The 24878-nt window shown below is 64.9% G+C and carries 20 protein-coding genes; 16 read left to right on the top strand and 4 right to left on the bottom strand.

Annotated elements, in window-relative coordinates:
• Positions 1-35: 35 nt before the first annotated feature.
• Complete coding sequence (gene zwf / locus VSR72_RS28010; protein ID WP_342955593.1) at positions 36-1505, bottom strand: glucose-6-phosphate dehydrogenase; 1470 nt, start codon at positions 1503-1505, stop codon at positions 36-38.
• Between the two features lie 586 nt (positions 1506-2091).
• On the opposite strand from zwf, the gene VSR72_RS28015 reads away from it, so the two are divergent.
• From VSR72_RS28015 to ugpC, 4 genes are all read left to right on the top strand, one after another.
• Entirely contained in the window at positions 2092-3339 is a 1248-nt protein-coding gene (locus VSR72_RS28015) for an ABC transporter substrate-binding protein (protein ID WP_342955594.1), read from the top strand.
• A gap of 124 nt (positions 3340-3463) precedes the next feature.
• Positions 3464-4405 (top strand): sugar ABC transporter permease, encoded by a 942-nt coding sequence (locus VSR72_RS28020; RefSeq protein ID WP_201695460.1) that lies wholly within the window; start codon positions 3464-3466, stop codon positions 4403-4405.
• The gene (locus VSR72_RS28025) at positions 4395-5252 is read left to right on the top strand and encodes a carbohydrate ABC transporter permease (RefSeq protein ID WP_342955595.1); all 858 of its coding nucleotides are present in this window, start codon (positions 4395-4397) and stop codon (positions 5250-5252) included. The genes VSR72_RS28020 and VSR72_RS28025 overlap by 11 nt, the downstream gene beginning before the upstream one ends.
• A gap of 29 nt (positions 5253-5281) precedes the next feature.
• Positions 5282-6400, top strand: coding sequence for a sn-glycerol-3-phosphate ABC transporter ATP-binding protein UgpC (gene ugpC, locus VSR72_RS28030; protein WP_342955596.1), 1119 nt, complete (start codon positions 5282-5284; stop codon positions 6398-6400).
• A gap of 98 nt (positions 6401-6498) precedes the next feature.
• Here ugpC and VSR72_RS28035 read toward each other — a convergent pair whose 3' ends face one another.
• Positions 6499-7272 (bottom strand): Smr/MutS family protein, encoded by a 774-nt coding sequence (locus VSR72_RS28035; RefSeq protein WP_342955597.1) that lies wholly within the window; start codon positions 7270-7272, stop codon positions 6499-6501.
• Positions 7273-7430: 158 nt separating this feature from the next.
• Positions 7431-8426, bottom strand: a complete 996-nt coding sequence (trxB, locus tag VSR72_RS28040; RefSeq protein WP_342955598.1) for a thioredoxin-disulfide reductase — start codon at positions 8424-8426, stop codon at positions 7431-7433.
• A 410-nt stretch (positions 8427-8836) separates the two neighbouring features.
• Here trxB and VSR72_RS28045 point away from each other — a divergent pair, with 410 nt between their 5' ends.
• Positions 8837-11158: a DNA translocase FtsK 4TM domain-containing protein gene (locus tag VSR72_RS28045; RefSeq protein ID WP_342955599.1), complete on the top strand. Its 2322-nt coding sequence runs from the start codon at positions 8837-8839 to the stop codon at positions 11156-11158.
• Positions 11159-11218: 60 nt separating this feature from the next.
• Positions 11219-11926, top strand: a complete 708-nt coding sequence (lolA, locus tag VSR72_RS28050) for an outer membrane lipoprotein chaperone LolA (protein WP_342955600.1) — start codon at positions 11219-11221, stop codon at positions 11924-11926.
• A gap of 78 nt (positions 11927-12004) precedes the next feature.
• Here lolA and VSR72_RS28055 read toward each other — a convergent pair whose 3' ends face one another.
• On the bottom strand, positions 12005-13075 hold the full coding sequence (locus VSR72_RS28055) for an MBL fold metallo-hydrolase (protein WP_342955601.1): 1071 nt from the start codon (positions 13073-13075) through the stop codon (positions 12005-12007).
• 129 nt (positions 13076-13204) lie between these two features.
• Here VSR72_RS28055 and VSR72_RS28060 point away from each other — a divergent pair, with 129 nt between their 5' ends.
• The 10 genes from VSR72_RS28060 to bioB all read left to right on the top strand — a co-directional run bounded on the left by VSR72_RS28060 (position 13205) and on the right by bioB (position 24815).
• Complete coding sequence (locus tag VSR72_RS28060; RefSeq protein WP_342955602.1) at positions 13205-13636, top strand: MerR family DNA-binding transcriptional regulator; 432 nt, start codon at positions 13205-13207, stop codon at positions 13634-13636.
• A 31-nt stretch (positions 13637-13667) separates the two neighbouring features.
• Positions 13668-15470, top strand: coding sequence for a bifunctional isocitrate dehydrogenase kinase/phosphatase (aceK, locus tag VSR72_RS28065; RefSeq protein ID WP_342955625.1), 1803 nt, complete (start codon positions 13668-13670; stop codon positions 15468-15470).
• Positions 15471-15533: 63 nt separating this feature from the next.
• Positions 15534-16730, top strand: coding sequence for an acetyl-CoA C-acetyltransferase (locus VSR72_RS28070; protein WP_342955603.1), 1197 nt, complete (start codon positions 15534-15536; stop codon positions 16728-16730).
• Between the two features lie 84 nt (positions 16731-16814).
• A complete protein-coding gene (locus tag VSR72_RS28075) occupies positions 16815-17492 on the top strand; it encodes an SDR family oxidoreductase (RefSeq protein ID WP_342955604.1) in 678 nt (225 codons plus the stop codon).
• Between the two features lie 55 nt (positions 17493-17547).
• On the top strand, positions 17548-18012 hold the full coding sequence (locus tag VSR72_RS28080) for a YchJ family protein (RefSeq protein WP_342955605.1): 465 nt from the start codon (positions 17548-17550) through the stop codon (positions 18010-18012).
• A gap of 564 nt (positions 18013-18576) precedes the next feature.
• A complete protein-coding gene (locus VSR72_RS28085; protein ID WP_342955606.1) occupies positions 18577-19971 on the top strand; it encodes a CocE/NonD family hydrolase in 1395 nt (464 codons plus the stop codon).
• 434 nt (positions 19972-20405) lie between these two features.
• Positions 20406-21782, top strand: coding sequence for an adenosylmethionine--8-amino-7-oxononanoate transaminase (gene bioA / locus VSR72_RS28090; RefSeq protein ID WP_342955607.1), 1377 nt, complete (start codon positions 20406-20408; stop codon positions 21780-21782).
• 1 nt (position 21783) lies between these two features.
• A complete protein-coding gene (gene bioF / locus VSR72_RS28095; RefSeq protein ID WP_342955608.1) occupies positions 21784-22980 on the top strand; it encodes an 8-amino-7-oxononanoate synthase in 1197 nt (398 codons plus the stop codon).
• Entirely contained in the window at positions 22977-23687 is a 711-nt protein-coding gene (gene bioD / locus VSR72_RS28100; RefSeq protein WP_342955609.1) for a dethiobiotin synthase, read from the top strand. The genes bioF and bioD overlap by 4 nt, the downstream gene beginning before the upstream one ends.
• A 42-nt stretch (positions 23688-23729) precedes the next feature.
• On the top strand, positions 23730-24815 hold the full coding sequence (bioB, locus tag VSR72_RS28105; RefSeq protein ID WP_342955610.1) for a biotin synthase BioB: 1086 nt from the start codon (positions 23730-23732) through the stop codon (positions 24813-24815).
• Positions 24816-24878: the final 63 nt, after the last annotated feature.

Here is a 24878-nt window from a genome sequence, read left to right on the forward strand (position 1 = left end):
GTCGCGCGGGCTGTGCGCGACGCCATGCAATCTCATCAGTTCTCTTCTTCGAGCCAGCAGGTGCCGTGCTGCGCGAGCATCGCGCTTGCCGCCGCCGGTCCCCACGTGCCGGCCGCGTACGGCTTGGGCGCTCGGGGCGAAGCCGCCCACTCGTTCAGGATCGGTTCGACCCACGTCCACGCCGCTTCCTGCTCGTCGCGGCGCACGAAGAGCGCGAGGCGCCCGTTGATCACGTCGAGCAGCAGGCGCTGGTAGGCCTCCATCTGGCCTTCGCGGAAGAACTGGTCGAACGCGAGATCCAGATGCACGCTCGCGAGATTCATCCCTTCGCCGGGCTGCTTCGCGAGGCAGTAGAGGCGGATGTTCTCGTTCGGCTGCAGGCGGATCACGAGGCGGTTCGCGCCCGGACGCAGCGCCGGCGCGCCGAGCGCCGAATGCGGCACCGGACGGAAGTTCACGACGATCTCGGCCACGCGGTCGGCAAGGCGCTTGCCGGTGCGCAGGAAGAAGGGCACGCCCGCCCAGCGCCAGTTCTCGATCTCCACCTTCAGCGCGACGAAGGTCTCGGTGTGGCTCTCGGGCTTCACACCGTGCTCGGTCGCATAGCCCGGCACCGCCTGGCCGCGGATCACGCCCGCGTGGTACTGGCCGCGCACCGCAACCTTGCTGATGTCGAGCGGGTTGATCGGTTTGAGCGCGCGCAGCACGCGAAGTTTTTCGTCGCGCACCGAATCCGAATCCATCGAATGCGGCGGCTCCATGGCGACGATCGAGAGCAACTGCAACAGGTGATTTTGCACCATGTCGCGCAGCGCGCCAGTGTTGTCATAAAAATCGCCGCGTGCCTCGACGCCCAGTTCTTCGGCAATCGTGATCTGGATGCTCTCGACCCATTCGCGGCGCCACAGCGGCTCGAAGAGCGCATTGCCAAAACGCAGCGCGAGCAGGTTCTGCACCGGCTCCTTGCCGAGATAGTGGTCGATCCGGTAGATCTGGCCTTCCGCGAAGATCTCGCCCACGGCGTCGTTGATCGCGTTGGACGACTTGAGGTCGTAGCCGAGCGGCTTTTCCAGCACGATGCGCGAGTTCTCGTTCAGACCGACGGCGGCGAGCGCGCGGCAGATCGGCACGAACAGCGACGGGCCCGTAGCCAGATAGAACACACGAATGCCGGGCAGCGACGCGATGCCGTCGCGCAGATGCGTGAAGTCTTCGGCGCGTGAGAGATCGAGCTTCACATAGACGATGCGCTCGAGGAAGCTGGCCCACGCGGTGTCGTTGAAGCCGCCGTTCTTCGTCACGTGCGGCTTGACGTGTTCGTCGACCCACTGAATGTACGCCGCGCGATCTTCCTCGTGGCGCGCGACGCCCACGATCTTGCCGGACTCCGCGAGCATGCCTGAACGGTGCGCTTCATACAGGGCCGGGAGAATCTTGCGCATCGACAGGTCGCCGGTGGCGCCGAAGAGCACGAACGTGAAACCTGAATCGGTCTGGTTTTGCATGAGTCTCCGTCACTGTCCTGGGTGGCCGCAGCAGGGTACATCTGTCGCCCTTCGATGTGGGCGCGATGCGGTCGATCGGGCGGCCGTAGTCCGATAAAATTTTTTTTGACACTGAATTGTAGTTTAACTACAATCCAAATCAAGAGGTAACGTTCATTCGATGAAAAAAGCGTGAAACGCAGCCAGCAAGGCGGTTTGCGCGGTTTCGCGAGCGGACGGAATGCCCCCTCATGTTAACGGAGAACAACGCGGGACTCAGCCCGGCTTACCAGTGAGCCGTGCGCCCGGTTCCCCAGCGTGCGAGGGCTTCAAGGCCGCGTGACGCAAGCGGCGCCTCGGCCGGCCAGGTGGCCGGTGAAAATCAAAAGAGGAGACAGTCAAGTTGCATTCAGATCCACTCATCTCTTGAGCGTCCTGCGGCCGGTAACCGGCACGCGGCCCGCGCGCATCTAACGAAAAGCACGCGCGCGGCACTCCGGCGCCCGTCCGTCCAGTGTTTTGCCTGTTTTGCCTGTTTGACCAACCACCGCACCCTGGCGATCAGGGGCCAATCGTTTTTTGTTCAGGTGTCTGGAGGAGATAAGAAATGAAATTCCGCGCGATCATGGGCGCCCTGTGCGCAGCAGGTCTGTTGGGTGGCGTCGCCACGGCGCAAGCGGCCGAGTCCCTTGAAGTGCTGCACTGGTGGACTTCGGGCGGCGAGTCGAAGGCCGTCGGCGTGCTCAAGGACGACATGACGAAGCAGGGCTATGTGTGGAAGGACTTCGCGGTCGCCGGTGGCGCGGGCGCGGCGGCCATGACCGCACTGAAGACCCAGGTGATCTCGGGCAATGCGCCTTCGGCTGCACAGATCAAGGGTCCGCTGATTCAGGAGTGGGCCGAGCAAGGCGTGCTGGTGAACGTCGACTCCGTCGCCGGCGACTGGAAGGCCAACCTCCCGCCGCAAATCGACAAGATCATCCATGCAGACGGTCACTACGTCGCCGCGCCGTTCTCGGTGCACCGCGTGAACTGGGTGTGGATCAACAAGGCTGCGCTCGACAAGGTGGGCGGCAAGGCGCCGACCACGTGGCCGGAATTCTTCGCGCTGGCTGACAAGTTCAAGGCCGCAGGCATCCAGCCGGTCGCCGCTGGCGGCCAGCCGTGGCAGGACCTGACGCTGTGGGAAGACGTGGTCCTCTCGCAAGGCGCGGACTTCTACAAGAAGGCCCTCGTCGACCTCGACCAGAAGACCCTCACGTCGCAACAGATGGTCGGCGTGTTCGACACGGTCCGCAAGATCGAGTCGTACATGGATAACGGCCGCACGGGCCGTGACTGGAACCTCGCCACGGCCATGGTCATCAACGGCAAGGCCGGCATGCAGTTCATGGGCGACTGGGCCAAGGGCGAGTTCGCGAACGCGAACAAGCAGCCGGATACGGACTACGTTTGCGCGGCAGTGCCGGGCACCGCAAAGGCCTACACTTTTAACGTCGACTCGTTCGTGTTCTTCCAGCAGAAGGGCCAGAAGACCGCAACGCCTGGCCAGCTCGCGCTCGCAAAGACGATCATGAGCCCGGAATTCCAGGAGCAGTTCAGCCTGTACAAGGGCTCGATCCCGGTCCGTCTGGGCGTGGACATGAGCAAGTTCGACGCATGCGCGAAGAAGTCGTACGCGGATGAGCAGACCGCGATCAAGGCCGGCGGCTATGTGCCGTCGCTCGCGCACGGCATGGCTCAGCCGGACGCAGCAGCCGGTGCGATCACCGACGTCGTGACGAAGTTCATGAACTCGAACCAGGATTCGAAGAGCGCGGTGGAAGCGCTCGCGAAGGCTGCGAAGACGAAGTGAACGCAGTAGGTTAGTGCTGTAAGACGGGGTGCGCCACACGTGGCGCACCCCGGGCATGACGGTTCACCTTCTGAACCCCATCATCGTGCGAAAGCTGTTTTCGCACCGTACCAGGAGTTGCGCAGTGACTGCTTCTCTTAGCGGCAACGGCAAGGCGGCCACGCCTGCTACCCGCCGCGCGTCGCCCATGGCGGCGCTCGCAGACCGCTGGATCCCGAAGCTGGTGCTTTCGCCCAGCATCCTGATCAGCCTCTTTTTCGTCTACGGCTTCATTCTTGTCACCGGCTATCTGTCGCTCTCGACTTCGCGACTGATGCCACGCTATGAATTTGCGGGTCTCGACCGCTATCGCGAGCTGTTCTCCAACGACGTCTGGTGGACGTCGGCGCAGAACCTCGGATGGTTCGGCATCCCGTTCATCGCGATCTGCGTGGCGCTCGGGCTGTTCCTCGCGATCCTGCTCGACCAGCAGATTCGTCAGGAAGGCGCGCTGCGCGCGGTGTTCCTCTATCCGATGGCGCTTTCGTACATCGTGACGGGCACGGCGTGGCAGTGGATCTTCAATCCCGATCTCGGTATTCAGCAGGTGATGCACAGCATCGGCTGGACGAGCTTCCAGCTCGACTGGCTGAACAATCCGGACCGCGCCATTTTCTGTATCGTGGTCGCAGCGGTGTGGCAGTCCACGGGCTTTTGCATGGCGCTGTTCCTTGCAGGCCTGCGTGGTGTGGACAGCGAAATCTTCAAGGCGGCCCAGGTGGACGGCGCGACGCTGCCCACGATCTACCGCAAGATCGTGATTCCGAGCATGCGTCCGGTGTTCTTCTCCGTGCTGCTGATCCTGTGCCACATCACGATCAAGACGTTCGACCTCGTCGTCGCGCTGACCGCGGGCGGCCCGGGTACGTCGTCGTCGCTGCCGGCCATCTTCATGTACACGTTTTCGTTCAACCGCGGGCAGCTCGGCGTCGGCGCAGCTTCGTCGATGATGATGCTCGCCACTGTCGTGGCCGTGCTCGTGCCGCTCATGTATCTGGAATCGAGGAGCACGCGCAATGCAGCCTAAGATGACTGTGAGCCGCGTGGTCGTGTACGCGGCGCTGATCCTGTTCGCGGTGTACTTCCTGTTCCCGCTCTACGTGATGCTGTCGACGTCGTTCAAGTCGCTCGACCAGATTCACTCGGGCACCATGCTCTCGCTGCCCACGAGCCCGACCTTCGCGCCGTGGATCAAGGCATGGAGCGAAGCGTGTACCGGCGTGCGCTGTGACGGCATGCAGCCGTTCTTCATGAACTCGGTGAAGATGGTGATTCCGGCCGTGCTGATCTCGTCGATCATCGGCGCGTTCAACGGCTATGTGCTCACGCACTGGCGTTTTCGCGGCGCGGACGGGCTCTTCACGATGCTGCTGGTGGGCTGCTTCATCCCGTTCCAGGCCATCCTGCTGCCAATGGCGCGTCTCGAAGGCTTCCTCGGCCTCTCGAACACGATCGGCGGTCTGGTGCTGGTGCACGTGGTGTACGGCATTGCGTTCACCACGATGTTCTTCCGAAACTTCTACGTGAGCGTGCCCGCTGAACTCGTGAAGGCCGCGCGCATCGACGGTGCCGGTTTCTTCATGATCTTCACGCGCATCATGATGCCGATCTCGCTGCCCATCTTCATGGTGTGCCTGATCTGGCAATTCACGCAGATCTGGAATGACTTCCTGTTCGGTATCGTGTTCTCGGGCGTCGATTCGATGCCGATCACGGTGGCGCTGAACAATCTCGTGAACACGTCCACGGGCGTGAAGGAATACAACGTCGACATGGCCGGCGCGATCATCGCTGCGCTGCCTACGCTGCTCGTCTACGTCATCGCCGGCCGCTACTTCGTGCGCGGTCTCACGGCGGGCGCGGTGAAGGGCTAAAACCCGTATTCGATTAAAGGATTCATAGCATGGCAAGCCTTTCCATTCGCGACGTCTACAAGACCTACCCGAACGGGGTCCCGGTCCTCAAGGGCGTGAACATCGACATCGAAGACGGCCAGTTTCTGATTCTGGTCGGCGGCTCGGGCTGCGGCAAGTCGACGCTTCTGAACATGATCGCCGGTCTCGAGTCCGTGACCAAGGGCGAGATCATGATGGACGGCAAGGTGGTGAACAACCTCTCGCCGAAGGATCGCGACATCGCGATGGTGTTCCAGTCGTACGCGCTTTATCCGTCGATGACGGTGCGCGAGAACATCTCGTTCGGCCTGAACATCCGCAAGGTGCCGAAGGCCGAGCAGACGCAGATCGTCGATCGCGTGTCGAGCATGCTGCAGATCCAGCATCTGCTCGACCGCAAGCCCGGCCAACTCTCGGGTGGCCAGCGCCAGCGCGTGGCGATGGGCCGCGCGCTCGCACGCGACCCGATCATGTTCCTGTTCGACGAGCCGCTGTCGAACCTCGACGCGAAGCTGCGTATCGAGATGCGCTCGGAAATCAAGCTGCTGCATCAGCGCGTGGGCAAGACGATCGTCTACGTGACGCACGATCAGATCGAAGCGATGACGCTCGGCGACCGCATCGCCGTGATGAAGGACGGCATCGTGCAGCAGTTCGGCGCGCCGCAGGACATCTACGATTCGCCGTCGAACCTGTTCGTTGCGGGCTTCATCGGCGCGCCGCCGATGAACTTCATCGAAGGCAAGCTGGTGGAGCAGGGCGCGGGCATTGGCATCGAACTCGACACGGGCGTGGCGCGCAACGTGCTGAACCTGCCGTTCGAGGCGAACAAGCTGCGCAGCTACATTGGCCAGAACGTGGTGCTGGGCCTGCGCCCCGAGCGCATCACCGACGCGCGCAGTTCGCACGACGGCCACGGCCACGAACTGCAGCGCCATGCGGTGCAGGTCGACGTGATCGAGCCGACCGGCCCGGACACGCTCGTGTTCGCACAGGTCAACGGCAAGCGCATCGTGAGCCGTGTGCACCCGGGTGCGAACCCGCAGCCGCTCAACAGCATGGACCTGCTGTTCGACGTGTCGAAGGCTGTGCTGTTCGATCCGAAGACGGAAGAGCGTATTGCGTGATCGCCGCTCGCCGGTCTTTCCGGCGCGACAAAAAACCCCGTTGGCTGCGCGAGCAGCAACGGGGTTTTTTCATATCGACATGCCGATGACAGGATCGATCAGGGCGAGTGATGATGCTGCCCGTGCCCGACCGGATGCGGCTGCAGCAAGACGAGCACCGCACCCGCGCCGCCGTCGTGCGGCCGTGCCTGGCAGAACGCAATCACCTCTTCCTTCTGCACGAGCCACGTGCGCACCTTGCCCTTGAGCACCGGCTCCTTGCCGACGGAGCCGAGGCCCTTGCCGTGGATCACGCGCACACAGCGCAGCCCGCGCTTGCCCGCTTCACGGATGAAGTTCTGCAGCGCCTCGCGCGCTTCTTCGCGGCGCATGCCGTGCAAGTCGAGCTGCGCCTGCACGATCCACGTGCCGCGCCGCAGCTTCTTCACAACTTCTTCGCTGATGCCGGGGCGGTGGTAGTACAGCGAATCGTCGGTATCGAGAAGCGCTTCAGGGTCGAATTCGTCGGAGATTGCTTCGTGCAGCACGGCCTGCTCGTCGAGCCGCGTTTGCAGCGGCAGCGGCACCGGTGCTTCGCGGCGCGGCTGCGCGCGCGTGGGCTGCTTGAGCGGCGCGACCTGGCCGATCTCGCGGCGAAAGAGGTCGCTGTCGACGGCGGCTTCGACGCGCGCCGCCTGCGCGGCCACACGTTCGCGCTCGCGCTGGCGGGTTTGCACCTTGAGCGCGTCGCGCAGGCTGCCGAGGCCGGCGAAGCCAGCGGCCGTCTTGCCGGGCGCGGCTTCGTCCGCAGCGGGAGCAGGTGTGGGCGCCGGAGCAGGGCGCGCGGCGGCGGGGCGCTTGGGCTCGCCCGGGTGGGGCACGTTCTTGGGCATGGCGAAAGACGCTGGGTAAATCCGCGGGTAGATCGTTAGCTGTTCACACGAGCGCAGTGGCGGGCGACGCGCTGGCCATTCACGCGCACGCCGCCGCAAAAACAAAGGGCCGCCGGCTGGCTGGCCGCGGCCCTCGTTGCCGGCGCGCCAGAATCGCTTTAGCGATCGGCTTCTGCGCTCATCACGTGCGCCTGGCCCAGCTCGTTCACGGTCTCGAGGTAGCGCTGCGCGTCGAGTGCGGCCATACAGCCCGTACCCGCACTCGTGATCGCCTGGCGGTAGACGTGATCCTGCACGTCGCCGGCCGCGAATACGCCCGGTACGCTCGTGCCGGTGGCGTTGCCGTTCAGGCCGCCGTTCGTGATGATGTAGCCGTTCTTCATCTCCAGCTGGCCTTCGAAGATGTCCGTGTTCGGCTTGTGGCCGATCGCGACGAAGAGACCCTGCAGATCGAGGTCGGTGGTCTCGCCCGTCTTCACGTTCTTGATGCGCAGGCCGTTCACGCCGCCTTCGTTGCCCTTGACTTCGTCGAGCACGTGTTCCCACTTGATCTCGACCACGCCTTCTTTTTCCTTCTCCAGCAGGCGGTCGATCAGGATCGGTTCGGCGCGGAACTTGTCGCGGCGGTGAATGACCGTGACCTTCTTGGCGATGCCCGAGAGGTAGAGCGCCTCTTCAACGGCCGTGTTGCCGCCGCCGACTACCGCGACGTGCTGGTTGCGGTAGAAGAAGCCGTCGCAGGTTGCGCAGGCCGAGACGCCGCGGCCCATGTACAGCTCTTCGCTCGGCAGGCCGAGGTATTGCGCCGACGCGCCGGTCGCGATGACGAGCGAGTCGCAGGTGTACTCGCCCGAGTCGCCGATCAGGCGGATGGGCTTTTCGTTCAGCTTGGCCGTGTGGATGTGATCGAACACGATTTCCGTGTTGAAGCGCTCGGCGTGCTCGAGGAAACGCTGCATCAGCTCGGGGCCTTGCACGCCGTTCGGGTCTGCGGGCCAGTTTTCGACGTCGGTCGTGGTCATGAGCTGGCCGCCTTGGGCAAGGCCGGTGACGAGCAGCGGCGAAAGGTTCGCGCGCGCCGCGTAGACGGCTGCCGTGTAGCCGGCGGGGCCGGAACCGAGAATCAGGACTTTGGCGTGTTTGGTTGCAGACATGATCGAATTCCGTAGAAAGACGCTGCGTGGCGCGATTTCGGGGCGGCCGGCTTCGGGCCGCCCGGCGTTGCGGCTGGGCTCACGCATGTAGTTGGGCATCAGCCCGCAATTATAAAGGCGGGGGGAGATGCCCGCTCGATGAAGCTTACTGATCGCGGCGATAGCCTGGGTCGGCGGTAGGGCTGACTGCGGGTCAGGCAGCAGGCCGGGCAGGGCGGCCCGGCGGCCCAGGTACCGGCTCCACACCGTTGTCAGTTACCGTCATTTACAGCGAGGGGCCGCCGGGGCCGAAACAACGCGTTTACAATAGGCCGGATCGGACGACGGCGGCCGTGCCCGTCTGCCCGGGGTTTCGGGCATACGGAAGGACTGGCGGACCGCAAACGCATCAAGAATCAGCCCAGGATTCAATGGCCAAAGCTCCCTTTTCCGCGCAGGCGCAGGCATTGCCTCACCGCATGTCGCGCCTTTTCACCGAAATTCGCTGGATCCTGCAGGTCGCGCTAGGCGTGTTCCTGCTGATGGCGCTCATCAGCTACAGCCGCCACGACCCGAGCTGGACGCACGCGGCCCAGGTCGACCACATCTCGAACTGGGCGGGGCGCGTCGGCGCGCGCGTCTCGGACATCCTGCTGCTGCTGTTCGGCCTTTCCGCCTATTGGTGGATCGTGCTGCTCGGGCGCCTCATCTCGGCGAACTACCAGCGCATCACACGCCACGAGGCGATTGCCGACGATGACGACGACAAGCCGCGCGACATCAGCTGGGTCGCCGAAGCCTTGTCGTTCGTGCTCGTCATGCTGTCGAGCTGCGGCATCGAGGCGCTGCGCATGTGGTCGCTCAAGGTGCAATTGCCCCAGACGCCCGGCGGCGTGGTGGGCGGCGCGGTTGCACGCGGCGTCTCGCACGCGCTCGGTTTCACGGGCGGCACGCTCGCGCTCTTGATCGCGCTCGCTATCGGTCTTTCGCTCTATTTCCGCTTCTCGTGGCTTTCGGTCGCCGAAAGAGTCGGCGAATACATCATCAACGCCGTGACCATGGCCAGGCTGCGCCGCGAGGCGGGCCGCGACCGCAAGCTCGGCGAAGCGGCGGCCGTGAAGCGCGAAGGCAAGGTCGAGCGCGGCCGCGTGAAGATCGAGGAGCACGAACCGGTCACGATCGTGCCGCCGGTGGTCACGCCGCAGCGCTCCGAGCGCGTGGAAAAAGAGCGCCAGGTACCGCTCTTCAAGGACCTGCCGGGCGATTCGACGCTGCCGGCCATCTCGCTGCTCGACCCGGCGTCGGCCACGCAGGAAACCATCTCCGACGACACGCTCGAATTCACCTCGCGCCTGATCGAGAAGAAGCTCAAGGACTTTGGCGTGGATGTGGCCGTGGTGGCCGCGTATCCGGGCCCCGTCGTCACGCGCTACGAAATCGAACCGGCTACGGGCGTGAAGGGCAGCCAGATCGTGAACCTGGCGAAGGATTTGGCGCGTTCGCTCTCGCTCGTCTCGATCCGCGTGGTGGAAACGATTCCGGGCAAGAATTTCATGGCGCTGGAGCTGCCGAACCAGCGCCGCCAGACCGTGCGTCTTTCCGAGATTCTGGGCTCGGCGGTTTATGCCGATGCGCCTTCGGCGCTCACCATGGGTCTTGGCAAGGACATCGGCGGCAAGCCGGTTTGCGCCGATCTCGCGAAGATGCCCCACCTGCTCGTGGCCGGCACGACCGGCTCGGGCAAGTCGGTGGGGATCAACGCGATGATCCTCTCGCTGCTGTACAAGGCGAGTGCCGAGCAGGTCCGCATGATCCTGATCGACCCGAAGATGCTCGAAATGAGCGTCTACGAGGGCATTCCGCATCTGCTCTGCCCGGTCGTGACCGATATGCGCCAGGCCGGCAACGCGCTGAACTGGACCGTGGCCGAGATGGAGCGCCGCTACAAGCTCATGAGCAAGCTGGGCGTGCGCAATCTCGCGGGCTACAACAACAAGATCGAAGAGGCGAACAAGCGCGAGGAGAAGATCCCGAACCCGTTCAGCCTCACGCCGGACGATCCGGAACCGTGCCAGAAGCTGCCGCATATCGTGGTCGTGATCGACGAACTCGCCGACCTCATGATGGTCGTGGGCAAGAAGGTCGAAGAACTGATCGCGCGTATCGCGCAGAAGGCGCGCGCGGCGGGCATCCACCTGATTCTCGCTACGCAGCGGCCTTCGGTGGACGTCATCACCGGCCTCATCAAGGCCAACGTGCCCACGCGTATTGCGTTCCAGGTCTCCTCGAAGATCGACTCGCGCACGATTCTCGACCAGATGGGCGCCGAGTCGCTGCTCGGCATGGGCGACATGCTCTACCTGCCGCCAGGCACGGGCATGCCCGTGCGCGTGCACGGCGCGTACGTCGCCGACGACGAAGTCCACCGCGTGGTCGAGAAGCTCAAGGAGCAGGGCGAGCCGAACTATATCGAGGGCATTCTCGAAGGTGCCGTGGGGAGCGAGGGCGACGAGGGGTCGGCTGCGGGAACCAGCGGCACCGGCGACGAGTCCGATCCGCTGTACGATCAGGCCGTCGAAGTGGTCATCAAGAATCGCCGCGCGTCGATTTCGCTCGTGCAGCGGCACTTGCGCATTGGCTACAACCGCGCGGCGCGGCTGCTCGAACAGATGGAGCAGTCCGGGCTCGTTTCGGCGATGTCGTCGAGCGGCAACCGCGAGATCCTCGTGCCCAACCGCGGCGACGCCGAATAGGCCGCGCCGGGCGACGGCTCAGGCACGACGGCCAAAGACACACCTCTTGGAGAACAATAGATGCAGTATCCGGCTGGACTTCCGACCCGCTTTGCGCGCACCGCGCGCCGCGCGCTCTTCCTTGCGCTTGGCGCGTCGGTTCTGATGGTCTCGCAGGCGTATGCGAGCGGCACCGATCAACTGAAGCAGTTCGTCTCGCAGGTCCATGCCGCGCGCGGCAGCTTCGTGCAGCGCGAACTGAAGGCGCCGTCGGGCGCGAAGAACGCCAGCGACGCCATCGCCACGGCCACGATGAACGCCAAGACGTCGAGCGGCACGTTCGTGTTCGCGCGGCCCGGCAAGTTCATCTGGTCGTATGAGAAGCCGTATCAGCAGCTGCTGCAGTCGGACGGCGACAACCTCTACGTCTACGACAAGGACCTGAACCAGGTGACCGAGCGCAAGCTTGGCGGCGCGCTCGGCGCGAGCCCGGCGGCCATCCTGTTCGGCAGCAACGATCTCGACAAGAACTTCACGCTTTCCGATGCGGGCGTGAAGAACGGCATCGACTGGCTCGAACTGATTCCGAAGTCGAAGGACACGCAATTCAAGAGCGTGGGCATCGGCTTTCGCGATGGCAACCTACAGGCCATGGAACTGCATGACGTGTTCGGCAACGTGACGCTGCTCACGTTCTCCAACATCGAGAAGAACCCGTCGCTGCCGGCATCGACTTTCACGTTCGTGCGGCCGAAAGGCGCCGATCTGATCACGGGCGGCTCGAACTAAAGCATTTCACGCCTCGCGCCACGTAAAAACGGGCGGCTCCTTGCGGGCCGCCCGTTTTTGTTTGTGCGCGCGAACCAGTCAGGCCGTGAAGCGGATCACGCCATCCGCGCCGGTCGCGCGCGTAACCTTGCCCTCGAGCCACAGCAGATTCAGGTGCGCCAACGCCTCGCCCATCGCGAAGGTCATCTGGTGGATGTCCAGTTCGCGCTTGAACATCATCGGCACGATGTCGGCGGCGCTTTGCGGCGTGCGAGCGCATGCCTCCATCACTTCGGCGAGGCGCGCGTCATGGTGCGCGCGCAGTTGCGCGATGCGCGTGCGCACGCCCCGGAACGGCTTGCCGTGCGAGGGCAGCACGAGCGTGTTCTCGGGCAGCGTTTCGTAGCGGCCGAGCGATTCCAGGTACAGGCCGAGCGGATTGCCTTCCGGCTCCATGTCGAAGACGGAGACATTGGTCGAGATGCGCGGCAGCACCATGTCGCCGGAGATCAGCACGCCGGTTTCTTCGCAAAACAGCGCGCAATGTTCGGGCGAATGGCCGTAGCCCGTGATCACGCGCCAGCCGCGCCCGCCGATCGCCACGGTATCGGCTTCGCGCAGGCGGCGGTATTGCGTGGGCAGCGCGGGCACGAGACTGCCGTAGTAGCCGCGGCGGCTGCGCAGCTTGTCGAGCGAAGCTTCGTCCGTGAGCCCGTGCCGCGCGAAATGGCGCGCGGCGCCTTCGCCGCCCGCGTTCGAGCCGTCGCCGGCCGCCATCACGCGGGCCTGCATGTATTCGCCGAGCGTGGTCCACAGGCGCACGTCCCAGCGCGCCTTGTCGCCGCCCGCGCAGATCCAGTGCGCGAGGCCGATATGGTCGGGATGGCAGTGGGTGACGAGCACGCGCAGCACCGGCAGGCCTTCCAGCTGGTTCTCGAACACGGCTTCCCAGCGGGCCTTGATGGTGTCGTTGGTGATGCCGCAGTCCACCACGGTCCAGCCTTGCTGGCCGTCGATTTCGTCGCGCAGCAGCCACAGGTTGATATGGTCGAGCGCGAACGGCAGCGGCATGCGCAGCCATTTCACGCCGGGCGCGACATCGAAGGCGAGGCCGGGCTCCGGCAGGGTATCGGCGTAGGGATAGTCGAGCTGGTGTTCGAGGGCGTTCATTGGGGGTGTCTTCTCCTGTCCGGTCTTGCCGGTTGCGCAACCGCGTACTTGACGATAACGTAAACGTCGATTCTATCTTTCCTCGCGCCGTCGTGCAGGCGACGCCGGGCCAGCCGCCTTTCGCACACCATGACGATCCAGTACACGATTACCGAACTTGCCCGGGAATTCGACGTAACGCCGCGCGCGATCCGCTTCTACGAGGACCAGGGCCTGCTGGCGCCGAGCCGCGAAGGCGCGGGCGGCCTCAAGCGCGTTTTTTCGGGGCGCGATCGCACGCGGCTGAAGCTGACGCTGCGCGGCAAGCGGCTCGGCTTCACGCTTTCGGAGATCCGCACGCTGCTCGACCTCTACGAATCGCCGACCGACACGCTCCCGCAGCTCCAGGCGTTCCTCGACACCGTGGTGCATCACCGCGAGATACTCGAGCGCCAGCGCGCGGACCTCGACGCGACGCTCGAAGACCTGGCTCAGTACGAGGCCCAGGCGCGCGCGCTGCTCGACCGGAATGCGGCGCACGAGAGCGCGGCGCACGAAAGCGACGCCCCGGCGAAAACCTGACGCTCGCGCGTGCGAAACGGGCATGGCCGCCATGAAACACTTCCCGAAACTGCTTTCTTCGCAGATCGGCTTCGATGTCGCGCAGACCATGCTCGACGGTTTCAACCGTCACTACCACAACTTCTGCGACGCGGCTGCGAGGGCGAGGACGTTCTTCGAGGCAGCCGACTGGCGCGCGCTGCAGCAGCTTGCGCGCGAGCGCATCGCCTCCTATGACGATCGCGTGAAGGAGTGCGTGGTCGCGCTCGAAGACGAATACGGCGCGGAGAGCATCGACGACGAAGTCTGGCAGCAGATCAAGCTGCACTACATCGGCCTGCTTACGACGCACCGGCAGCCCGAATGCGCGGAGACGTTCTTCAACTCAGTGTGCTGCAAGATCCTGCACCGCTCGTACTTCAACAACGATTTCATCTTCGTGCGGCCCGCCATCTCGACCGAATACATCGAGAACGACGAACCCGCCGCGAAGCCCACCTACCGCGCGTACTATCCGGGCAAGGACGGGCTCGCCGCGACGCTCGAGCGCATCGTCACGAACTTCCAGCTGGAAACGCCGTTCGAGGACCTCGGGCGCGACGTGGACTGCATCATGCAGACGATGCTCGACACCTTCGGCGTGGTCGAGCCCAAGCCGAACTTCCAGATTCACGTGCTTTCGTCGCTGTTTTTCCGGCATAAAGGCGCGTATATCGTCGGGCGCATCATCAACGGCGATCTGCTTGCACCGTTCGTTCTTCCGATTCGTCATGTGGAAAACGGCAAGCTCGCGTTGGACACGGTGCTGCTGCGTCTCGAGCAATTGCTCATCCTCTTCAGCTTCTCGCACTCGTATTTTCTGGTGGATATGGAAGTGCCGTCCGCCTATGTGGAGTTTTTGCGCACCATCATGCCGCGCAAGGCCAAAGGCGAGATCTACACGTCGCTCGGACTGCAGAAGCAGGGCAAGAACCTGTTCTATCGCGACTTGCTGCACCATCTCAAGCACTCGAGCGACCCGTTCATCGTCGCGCCCGGCATACGCGGCATGGTGATGATCGTGTTTACGCTGCCTTCGTTTCCGTACGTTTTCAAGGTCATCAAGGACAGCTTTCCCGCGCCGAAAGAGACCACGCGCGAGCAGGTGGTGCAGAAGTACCAGCTCGTCAAGCGCCACGACCGGCTTGGGCGCCTTGCCGACACGCTCGAATATTCAAGTGTGGCGCTGCCCATCGCACGGCTCGACGAGGCGCTTGTCCGCGAACTGGAAACACTCGCGCCCTCGATGATCGAGTACGAGGGCGACAATCTTGTCATTCGTCACGTCTACATCGAGCGGCGCATGGTGCCGCTCAACCTCTACCTGCAGAACGGCAGCGACGCCGATGTCGAGCACGGCATTCGCGAATACGGCAACGCGGTGAAAGACCTGCTGCGCGCGAACATCTTTCCGGGCGACATGCTCTACAAGAATTTCGGCGTGACGCGCAACGGCCGCGTGGTGTTCTACGACTATGATGAGATCGAATACCTCACCGATTGCAACGTGCGCGCCGTGCCGCCGCCACGTAATGAGGAAGACGAACTATCGGGCGAGCCGTGGTACCCGGTCGGCCCGCGCGACATTTTTCCGGAGACATACGGCACCTTCCTGCTCGGCGATCCGCGCGTGAAGCGCGCATTTCTCGCGCATCACGCAGACTTCTTCGAGCCCGAACTCTGGCAAGAGAGCCGCGCGAGGCTCATCGAGGGCGAGGTGCCGGACTGTTTTCCCTACGACGCATCGATACGCTTTCGCGTGTGTTACCCCGAACGGTTCTCGCGTGAAGACGCGCCGGCTGTGCGTGTCGCCTGAGCGCGGCAAACAGGTTTGAACGGACTCAAGCAGACTCAAGCAGATTCATCAAGGAGCAGAAACATGAGTGAGACACAAAAGCAGGACGCCATCGTGATCGTTTCGGCGGCGCGCACGCCGATGGCGGGTTTTCAGGGCGATTTCGCGACGCTCACCGCGCCGCAGCTGGGCGCAGCCGCGATCGCGGCCGCCGTCGAGCGCGCGGGGTTGAAGCCCGAACAGGTCGACGAGGTCCTGATGGGCTGCGTGCTGCCCGCGGGGCAGGGCCAGGCGCCCGCGCGCCAGGCGGCGCTCGGCGCGGGGCTGCCGCTCGCCGCAGGAGCTACGACCGTCAACAAGATGTGCGGCTCGGGCATGCGTGCTGCGATGTTCGCGCACGACATGCTGCTGGCGGGCTCGGCCGATGTGATCGTCGCGGGCGGCATGGAGAGCATGTCGAACGCGCCTTACCTGCTGCCGAAGGCGCGCGCCGGCATGCGCATGGGCCACGGCCAGGTGCTCGATCACATGTTCCTCGACGGCCTCGAAGACGCCTATGACAAGGGCCGCCTGATGGGCACGTTCGCGGAAGAGTGCGCGGGCGAGTACGACTTCTCGCGCGAGCGCCAGGACGCGTTCGCGATCGAGTCGCTCAAGCGCGCGAAACGCGCCAACGAGGACGGTTCGTTCGCATGGGAGATCGCGCCGGTGAAGGTCCCTTCGCGCGCGGGCGAGACGACCATCGAGCGTGACGAGCAGCCGTTCAAGGCCAACCTCGACAAGATCCCGACGCTCAAGCCCGCGTTCAGCAAGACCGGCACGGTGACGGCGGCGAACTCGTCGTCGATCTCGGACGGCGCGGCGGCGCTCGTGATGATGCGCGAATCCACAGCGAAGCAGCTCGGTCTCACGCCGCTCGCGCGCGTGACGGGCCACGCCACCTTCGCGCAGCAACCTTCGAAGTTCACGACGGCGCCGGTGGGCGCGATCAGGAAGCTCTTCGAGAAGACCGGCTGGACGGCGAGCGACGTCGATCTCTACGAGATCAACGAGGCCTTCGCCGTGGTCACGATGGCCGCGATGAAGGACCACGATCTGCCGCACGAGAAGGTCAACGTGAACGGCGGCGCATGTGCGCTCGGCCACCCGATCGGCGCTTCGGGCGCGCGCATTCTCGTGACGCTGATCGGCGCGTTGCGCGCGCGCGGCGGCAAACGTGGCGTGGCGACGCTGTGCATCGGCGGCGGAGAAGCCACGGCGATGGGCGTCGAACTGCTGTAGGCTAGCGCCAGAAGAAGCGCGTCGCTTTGCAAGGCGGGCAGGCGGCGCGCTGCAGCGGTTTCAATGCACAGACAAGGTGACGAGATGAAAACAGCGTTGATCGTAGGCGCGTCGCGCGGACTGGGTCTCGAGTTCGCGCGGCAGTATGCGAAGGCCGGCTGGCGGGTGCTTGCCACGGCGCGCGGGCCCGAAGCGCTCGAAGCTTTGCGCGCAATCGGCGCGCAGACCTTCCAGCTCGACATCGCGCAGCCCGAGGAAATCGCTGCGCTTGGGGGCAAGCTCGATGGCGAGCGGCTCAACGTGGCGCTCATCGTCTCCGGCGTGTATGGTCCGCGCACCGAAGGCGTCGAATCCATCACGGCCGAAGACTTCGAATACGTGATGAACACCAACGTGCGCGGTCCGATGCAACTGATCCCGGTTCTGTTGCCGCTCGTCGACGAAGCCCACGGCGTGCTCGGCGTGCTTTCGAGCCGCATGGGCAGCATTGCAGAGACCACGGGCACGACGGGCTGGCTCTATCGCGCGAGCAAGGCCGCGCTCAACGACGTGCTGAAGATCACCTCGCTGCAAACGCGCCGCGCCACCTGCGTCGCGCTGCATCCGGGCTGGGTGCGCACCGACATGGGCGGCGCGCACGCGGCGATCGACCCGGCGGCGAGCGTCGCGGGCATGCGCGAGGTCGTGGCCGAGGCGGCTGCCGCGCGCGACGTCTTCAATGGCCGCTTCTTCCAGTACGACGGGACTGAGCTCGACTGGTAAAGCGCCGCCCGTCTGCGCTACGCTTGCGGCCTTTCGCAACGGAGCCACTCGACTCATGAACGCTAAATCTGCGCGCGCTTCCTTGCCCGCCAACCGGCCCGCCGATTGTCCCTGCGGCGGCGCCGCGCCCAACCAGAAAGCGCCCGCCAAGGCGCCGCGCTACGCGCAGTGCTGTGGCCGCTTCATCGACGACGCGGCGGTTCCCGCCACGGCGCTCGAACTGATGCGCTCGCGCTACACGGCCTATGTGCTGGGCGACGAAGTGTATTTGCGCTCGACGTGGGCGCCCGAGACCTGTCCCTCCGATCTCGACGTGGATCCCGCAGCCGAAGGCGCGCCGCGCTGGCTCGGACTGGCCGTCAAGCGCCACGAACAACGCGACGATACGCACGCGATCGTCGAATTCGTCGCGCGCTACAAAACGGACGGCCGCGCCTACCGGCTGCACGAGACGAGCCGCTTCACGCGCGGGGACGACGGCCGCTGGCGCTATGTCGACGGCGATGTTTCGCCCGGCTAACGAATGGCTGACGATTGCAGTCATTAGCCGCTGCCGATTCCTGCCCCGGTTTGCCGCCATGGCGCCGAAAATAATGCCTTTACAAACAAGCGCTTACTGAACAAATCACGCGCTGTTGCCCCCGCGCGACGCTCGTCACCCGGACCTTTTTTAAAAGCTCGCACGTTTCGCCACGCATCGAACGCCGCGGGGGCGCCGTGCCTCTTGGGCCCGCGGGCAGTTGGCATGCGTTATGCCGGGTTACCCCTGAATTGCACAACAAATATTTGTCGTGCGAGTATCTAATCACGGTGCCTCGCGCGATACGTAAGTGCATAGTGAAGAAGTCTTCTCACTTGATGCGCGTATCGACTGCAAACGGTGCTGGCGGCGGGTCTGATCGATAGAACTGCGCCGCGCAGGTGTTCCGATCGATGCAATCCCACGTCACGGGTCACACCCGCTCCTGGCTTCGCGGCCAGGCGCAACGGTGTCTCGTTGTGCCCTGAAAGGGCGCGAAGCACAGGTTACGGTCGGACGATTGGCGAGTTCATGGCAGCAGGTCTTTTGCAGGTGGTGTAGCGCATGGCGTTCAGGAAGCTCCTTACCGGATGGGTCGTAGCCGGCACCGCGTGCGTGCTTTCGGTTGCTCACGCAGCGTCGCTTTCCGATCCGGCAAGTGCGAGCGCTAACCCGCAACTCACTGCCAACACTTCCGCAACGCATTCCGCGAACGCCGGTCAAGCGAACCTGGTGGGCGGCCCCCTCGGCAGCGCCAACGTGCCGCGTATCGCGCTCGACGACGCGTATCTGCCGGTCGTGCCCGCCACGATGAACGAGCAGGTGGTCCGCGTTCCCGTGGATGCCTCCGGCGACGTCACGCTCGAAACCACGATTTACCGCCCGAACGGCCCCGGCCCGTTCCCGATGGTGATCTTCAACCACGGCAAGATTCCCGGCGACCCGCACCTCCAGGCTCGCAGCGACCCGCTTTCGTTCGCGCGCGAATTCGTGCGCCGCGGCTATGTTGTCGTCGCGCCGAACCGCCAGGGCTTCGCGGATTCGGGCGGCTCGTATCAGCAGGACGGTTGCGACGTCGCGAGCAACGGTCTTGGCCAGGCGGCCGACGTTGCATCCACCATCGCTTTCATGTCGAAGCAGCCCTATGTCGACGCGAGCCAGATCATCGTCGCGGGCACCTCGCACGGGGGCCTCGCCACCATGGCCTATGGCACCGAGGCGGCGAGCGGCGTGCGTGCGCTCATCAACTTCTCGGGCGGCCTGCGCCAGGACGCCTGCACGGGCTGGCAGAACAACCTGACCCAGGCGTTCGGCAACTACGGCGGCAAAGCCCGCGTAGCCTCGCTCTGGCTCTACGGCGACAACGACTCGGTCTGGTCGCCCGATCTCGTCACGAAGATGTTCGCTGCTTACCGCGACGCGCAAACGGGTGAGAACCACCCGGCAGCGACGGCGAAGCTCGTGGACTTCGGCGCTTACAAGAACGACGCGCATCGCCTCGTGGGCGACCGCGACGGCGTGAAGATCTGGTGGCCCACGGTCGAGGCGTTCCTCGCGAACCGTGGTCTGCCGACGGCGGTGCAGTACCGTGTGGCCACGCAGGTCGCACCGCGCGGCACCGGCTTCGCGCAAATCGACTCCGTCGGCGCGGTGCCCTTCGTCGACCAGGCGGGCCGCGACGGTTATCGCAACTTCCTCAAGCAGTACCCGAGCCGTGCATTCGCGGTGTCCGATTCCGGCGCATGGTCCTGGGCCGAAGGCGGCGACAATCCGATGGCCGTGGCGATCTCGAACTGCGAGAAGCACAGCTCCGATCCGTGCCGTCTCTACGCCGTGAACAACACGGTGGTGTGGAACAACGGCGGCACGCAGACCGCACAGAGCGGCGACAGCGACACGACGCGCGCCACGGCTGACAACAACGCCGACGAGAGCGACCACCCGCTGGCGAGCCGGTAACGATCGCTGCCCGGCTGCTGCCGGGCTCTTCATCGCTTCAGCATTGCGCGGCCCCTTAGCGGGCCGCGTTGCTTTTGGCGGCCCGCTTTGCCTGGTGTCCCCGCCAGCCCGTCTCCTCGCACGCATCCCATAGCGTCGCGCCATATCGTCTGACTTTCACGCGCCATCACGCTTGCCACGCGTCGCCAAAAATATCGGGCGCGCCATCCCACGTTCTGCAATTTCACACAGGCCCGCAGATTTTTTGCATAAGGCGGGTTCACTTTGCCGTCTTCATCTCCGCGCATTTCTGGTCTTTGTTTTCCATCGGTTCCGAGTTGTCCCGAACGGCTCGAAACGCCGCGCCGCTGCGCATTGCCGGGCGATTTTCGGGGTAGTGCATTGCGGCAGCGAACACGTTAATCTCGGTCCCGCTGTCGTATCGGGAGTCGTATTTGAATTCGCAATCTCACCTTGCCCGCGAAGATCGCGGCGCGAACGCGACCGACTGGGTCGCTCGCAGCCTGCGCGCCGTGTGGCACCCATGCACCCAGATGAAACATCACGAGCGCCTGCCGCTCGTGGCCGTCGCGCGGGGTGTCGGCCCGTGGCTGCATGACCGCGAGGGCCGCCGTTATCTGGACGCGATCAGTTCGTGGTGGGTGAACCTCTTCGGCCACGCGAATCCGTCGATCAATGCCGCGCTCAAGGCGCAGCTCGACACGCTCGAGCACGTCATGCTCGCGGGCTGTACGCACGAGCCCGCCGTGGAGCTTGCCGAGCGTCTCTCCGCGCGCACGGGCGGTGTACTCGGCCACGCGTTCTTCGCTTCCGACGGCGCGTCGGCGGTCGAAATCGCGCTGAAGATGAGCTTCCACTCGTGGCGCAACCGCGGCGAGAGCGACAAGCGCGAATTCGTCTGTCTCGCCAACAGCTATCACGGCGAAACCATCGGCGCGCTCGGCGTGACCGATGTGAAGCTCTTCAAGGATGCTTACGATCCGTTGCTGCATCACGCGCATGTGGTGGCGTCGCCCGACGCGCGCGCGGCGCAGCCCGGCGAAACGGCCGCCGATGTCGCGACCCGCGCGCTCGCCGATGTCGAGCGCCTTTTCATCGAGCGCGAAGGACGTATCGCCGCGCTGATCGTCGAGCCGCTCGTGCAGTGCGCGGCCGGTATGGCGATGCACGACCCCGCGTATCTCAAGGGCTTGCGCGCGCTGTGCGACCGCTATCGCGTGCATTTGATCGCCGACGAAATCGCCGTGGGCTGTGGGCGCACCGGCACATTCTTCGCGTGCGAGCAGGCGGGCATCTGGCCCGATCTGCTCACGCTCTCGAAGGGCATTAGCGGCGGCTATCTGCCGCTTTCGATCGTGCTGTCGCGCGACGCGATCTACGAGTCGTTCTACGACGACGACACCACGCGCGGCTTTCTCCATTCGCATTCGTACACGGGCAATCCGCTCGCGTGCCGCGCCGCGCTCGCCACGCTCGATTTGTTCGAGCGCGACGATGTGCTCGCCGCGAACGTACGCAAATCGGCTCAACTGCGCGCGCTGTTCGAACCGTTCGCTGCGCATCCGCTCGTGCGCAACCTGCGCCAGTGCGGCACGATCCTCGCGTTCGACGTGGCGCTCGCAGACCCGCAGCGCGCGGCGACGTTTTCGCGCCGCTTCTTCGAAAACGCGCTGCAGCGCGAACTGCTGCTGCGCCCGATCGGCACGACGGTCTATGTCATGCCGCCGTATATTCTGGACAACGAAATGCAGGCGTTCCTCGCAACACGCACGCGCGAGACTTTCGACGCCACCGTCGCGGAGGACCTCTGACATGTCATTGCTCGACACCCTCGAACACGGCCTGCGCGACATCGACGCGCGCGGCCTGCGCCGCCGCCGCCGCACCGCCGACACGCCGTGCGACGCGCATATGCAGGTGGACGGCCGCTCGACTATCGGCTTTGCCAGCAACGACTATCTCGGTCTCGCCGCGCATCCGCAACTGGTCGCGGCCATCGCCGAAGGCGCGCAGCGCTACGGCGCGGGTAGCGGCGGCTCGCATCTGCTGGGCGGCCACTCGCGGGCACATGCGCAGCTCGAAGACGACCTCGCGGCATTCGCGGGCACTTTCGTCGATGCGCCGCGCGCGCTGTACTTCAGCACCGGCTACATGGCGAATCTCGCCGTGCTCACGGCGCTCGCGGGCCGCGGCACGACGATCTTCTCCGACGCGCTCAACCACGCCTCGCTGATCGACGGCGCGCGGCTCTCGCGCGCCGATATCCAGATCTATCCGCATGCCGACATGGCGAAGTTGGCCGCGATGCTCGAAGCGTCCGACGCGAGCGCGAAGCTGATCGTGAGCGACACCGTGTTCAGCATGGACGGCGATGTCGCGCCGCTCGCGCGTCTCGTCGAACTCGCGGAGAAGCATGACGCGTGGCTCGTGGTCGACGACGCGCATGGCTTCGGCGTGCTTGGCCCGCAAGGCCGCGGCGCGCTCGCGCAAGCCGCGCTGCGCTCGGAACATCTCGTGATGGTCGGCACGCTCGGCAAGGCGGCAGGGGTTTCGGGCGCGTTCGTTTGCGCGCACGGCACCGTGATCGAATGGCTCGTGCAGCGCGCGCGTCCGTACATCTTCACGACGGCTTCTTCGCCGGCGGTTGCGCATGCGGTGTCCGCGAGCCTGCGTTTGATCGAAGGCGAGGAGGGCAATGCGCGCCGCGCGCACCTCAAGCATCTGATCGCTCGCACGCGTTCGCTGCTCAACGAGACTTGCTGGCAGCCCGTCGATTCGCATACGGCCGTGCAACCGCTCGTCATCGGCACGAACGAAGCGACGCTGGCGCTGCAGGCCACGCTCGAGCGCGACGGCCTTTGGGTGCCCGCCATTCGTCCGCCGACCGTGCCCGAAGGCACGTCGCGCCTGCGCATTTCGCTCTCGGCTGCGCATTCGGACGCCGACCTCGACCGCCTGAATGCATCGCTGCAACGCGCGAGCCACGAAGCCCAGGAGCTTGCGCAATGACGGTTTCGCTTTTCGTCACCGGCACCGATACCGAGATCGGCAAGACCTTCGTGAGCGCAGCGCTGCTGCGCGGCTTCACCCACGCGGGGTTGCGCGCCACGGCGCTCAAGCCGATCGCCGCGGGCGCCTACGAGCGCGACGGCGTCTGGCACAACGAGGACGCCGATCAGCTCGACGCCGCTGCGAGCGTGCTGCTGCCGCCTGAGATCCGCACGCCGTTCCTGCTCAAGGAGCCCGCCGCGCCGCACATCGCCGCCGCGCTCGAAGGCGTGTCGCTCGACATGGTGCGCATCGTGGATTGTTACGAGGCGGCGCGCGAGCGCGCGGATGCCATCGTCGTGGAAGGCGTGGGCGGCTTTCGCGTGCCCCTCACGGCGACCGTTGACACCGCCGATCTTGCTGTTGCGCTCGGTCTGCCCGTGGTGCTCGTGGTGGGCATGCGCCTCGGCTGCATCAGCCACGCGCTGCTCACGGCCGAAGCGATTGCCGCGCGCGGGTTGAAGCTCGCCGGCTGGGTCGCGAACCGCATCGACCCGGCCATGACGTTCCCCGAAGAAAACATCGACGCGCTGCGCGAGCGCCTCGCCGCCCAGTACGGCGCGCCGCTCATTGGCGTCGTGCCGCATATGCGCGGCGCGAGCGCCGACGATGCAGCCGAACATCTGAATATCGACGCGTTGCTCGCACGCTTGCGCGCAAACGCTTAATAGACCGAGACGCACAGTCACGTAAAGAAGGACCCCGACACCATGACGCAAACCCACATCGACATTACGACGCTCAAGGCCACCGCGCCGAGCGCCCAGGCCGCAGCGGAAGCCGCCGCGCGCTGGAAAGTCGCCGACGTCGCCGCGCTCTACGAACTGCCGTTCAACGATCTGATGTTTCGCGCGCAGCAGGTCCATCGCGAGCATTTCGACGCGAACGCCGTGCAGCTTTCCACGCTCCTCTCGATCAAGACCGGTGGCTGCGAGGAAGACTGCGCGTACTGCCCGCAATCCGCGCATCACGACACGGAACTGGAAGCCGGCAAGCTGATGGAAGTCGACGCCGTGCTGGACGCGGCGCGCGCGGCCAAGTCCAACGGCGCGACGCGCTTCTGCATGGGCGCGGCATGGCGCAATCCGAAGGATCGCCACCTCGAGCCGATCAAGGACATGATTCGCGGCGTGAAGGCGATGGGTCTGGAAACCTGCGTGACGCTCGGCATGCTCGAAGATCACCAGGCGAAGGCGCTCGCCGACGCGGGCCTCGACTACTACAACCACAACCTCGATACGTCGCCGGAGTTCTACGGCAAGATCATTTCGACGCGCACCTACGAGGACCGCCTCGAAACGCTCGAACGCGTGCGCGACGCGGGCATCAACGTGTGCTGCGGCGGCATCGTCGGCATGGGCGAGTCGCGCCGCGAGCGCGCGGGCCTGATCGCCCAGCTCGCGAACATGGAGCCGTACCCGGAGTCGGTGCCTATCAACAATCTCGTGCAGGTCACGGGCACGCCGCTCGAAGGCACCGAGCCGATCGATCCGTTCGAGTTCGTGCGCACGATCGCGGTTGCGCGCATCACGATGCCGAAGGCGATGGTGCGTCTCTCGGCGGGCCGCGAGCAGATGGACGACGCGCTCCAGGCGCTGTGCTTCATGGCAGGCGCAAACTCGATTTTCTACGGCGACCAGTTGCTCACCACGAGCAACCCGCAGGCGGAAGCCGACCGCAAGCTGCTGGAACGCCTGGGGATCACGGCACAGGCCGCGCAGCATCTGCCTGCCGACGACCACGCGCATCACGATCATCACGGTCATTCGCACGGCGGCTGCGGCCACTGCGAATAAGCTTTATCGCATCGCCGAAAGCAAAAACGCCACGCTGCGAAGCGTGGCGTTTTTTATTGCCCA

Source organism: Paraburkholderia sp. JHI869, from assembly GCF_038900775.1.
Lineage (GTDB): Bacteria > Pseudomonadota > Gammaproteobacteria > Burkholderiales > Burkholderiaceae > Paraburkholderia.

Coding starts and splice junctions, on each gene's coding strand:
- VSR72_RS28085 (WP_342955606.1), top strand. CDS start 18,577: ATGGCGTTCAGGAAGCTCCTTACCGGATGGGTCGTAGCCGGCACCGCG.
- VSR72_RS28015 (WP_342955594.1), top strand. CDS start 2,092: ATGAAATTCCGCGCGATCATGGGCGCCCTGTGCGCAGCAGGTCTGTTG.
- bioD (WP_342955609.1), top strand. CDS start 22,977: ATGACGGTTTCGCTTTTCGTCACCGGCACCGATACCGAGATCGGCAAG.
- VSR72_RS28025 (WP_342955595.1), top strand. CDS start 4,395: ATGCAGCCTAAGATGACTGTGAGCCGCGTGGTCGTGTACGCGGCGCTG.
- bioB (WP_342955610.1), top strand. CDS start 23,730: ATGACGCAAACCCACATCGACATTACGACGCTCAAGGCCACCGCGCCG.
- VSR72_RS28075 (WP_342955604.1), top strand. CDS start 16,815: ATGAAAACAGCGTTGATCGTAGGCGCGTCGCGCGGACTGGGTCTCGAG.
- ugpC (WP_342955596.1), top strand. CDS start 5,282: ATGGCAAGCCTTTCCATTCGCGACGTCTACAAGACCTACCCGAACGGG.
- zwf (WP_342955593.1), bottom strand. CDS start 1,505: ATGCAAAACCAGACCGATTCAGGTTTCACGTTCGTGCTCTTCGGCGCC.
- VSR72_RS28045 (WP_342955599.1), top strand. CDS start 8,837: ATGGCCAAAGCTCCCTTTTCCGCGCAGGCGCAGGCATTGCCTCACCGC.
- VSR72_RS28055 (WP_342955601.1), bottom strand. CDS start 13,075: ATGAACGCCCTCGAACACCAGCTCGACTATCCCTACGCCGATACCCTG.
- VSR72_RS28035 (WP_342955597.1), bottom strand. CDS start 7,272: ATGCCCAAGAACGTGCCCCACCCGGGCGAGCCCAAGCGCCCCGCCGCC.
- VSR72_RS28070 (WP_342955603.1), top strand. CDS start 15,534: ATGAGTGAGACACAAAAGCAGGACGCCATCGTGATCGTTTCGGCGGCG.
- aceK (WP_342955625.1), top strand. CDS start 13,668: ATGAAACACTTCCCGAAACTGCTTTCTTCGCAGATCGGCTTCGATGTC.
- VSR72_RS28080 (WP_342955605.1), top strand. CDS start 17,548: ATGAACGCTAAATCTGCGCGCGCTTCCTTGCCCGCCAACCGGCCCGCC.
- VSR72_RS28060 (WP_342955602.1), top strand. CDS start 13,205: ATGACGATCCAGTACACGATTACCGAACTTGCCCGGGAATTCGACGTA.
- lolA (WP_342955600.1), top strand. CDS start 11,219: ATGCAGTATCCGGCTGGACTTCCGACCCGCTTTGCGCGCACCGCGCGC.
- trxB (WP_342955598.1), bottom strand. CDS start 8,426: ATGTCTGCAACCAAACACGCCAAAGTCCTGATTCTCGGTTCCGGCCCC.
- bioF (WP_342955608.1), top strand. CDS start 21,784: ATGTCATTGCTCGACACCCTCGAACACGGCCTGCGCGACATCGACGCG.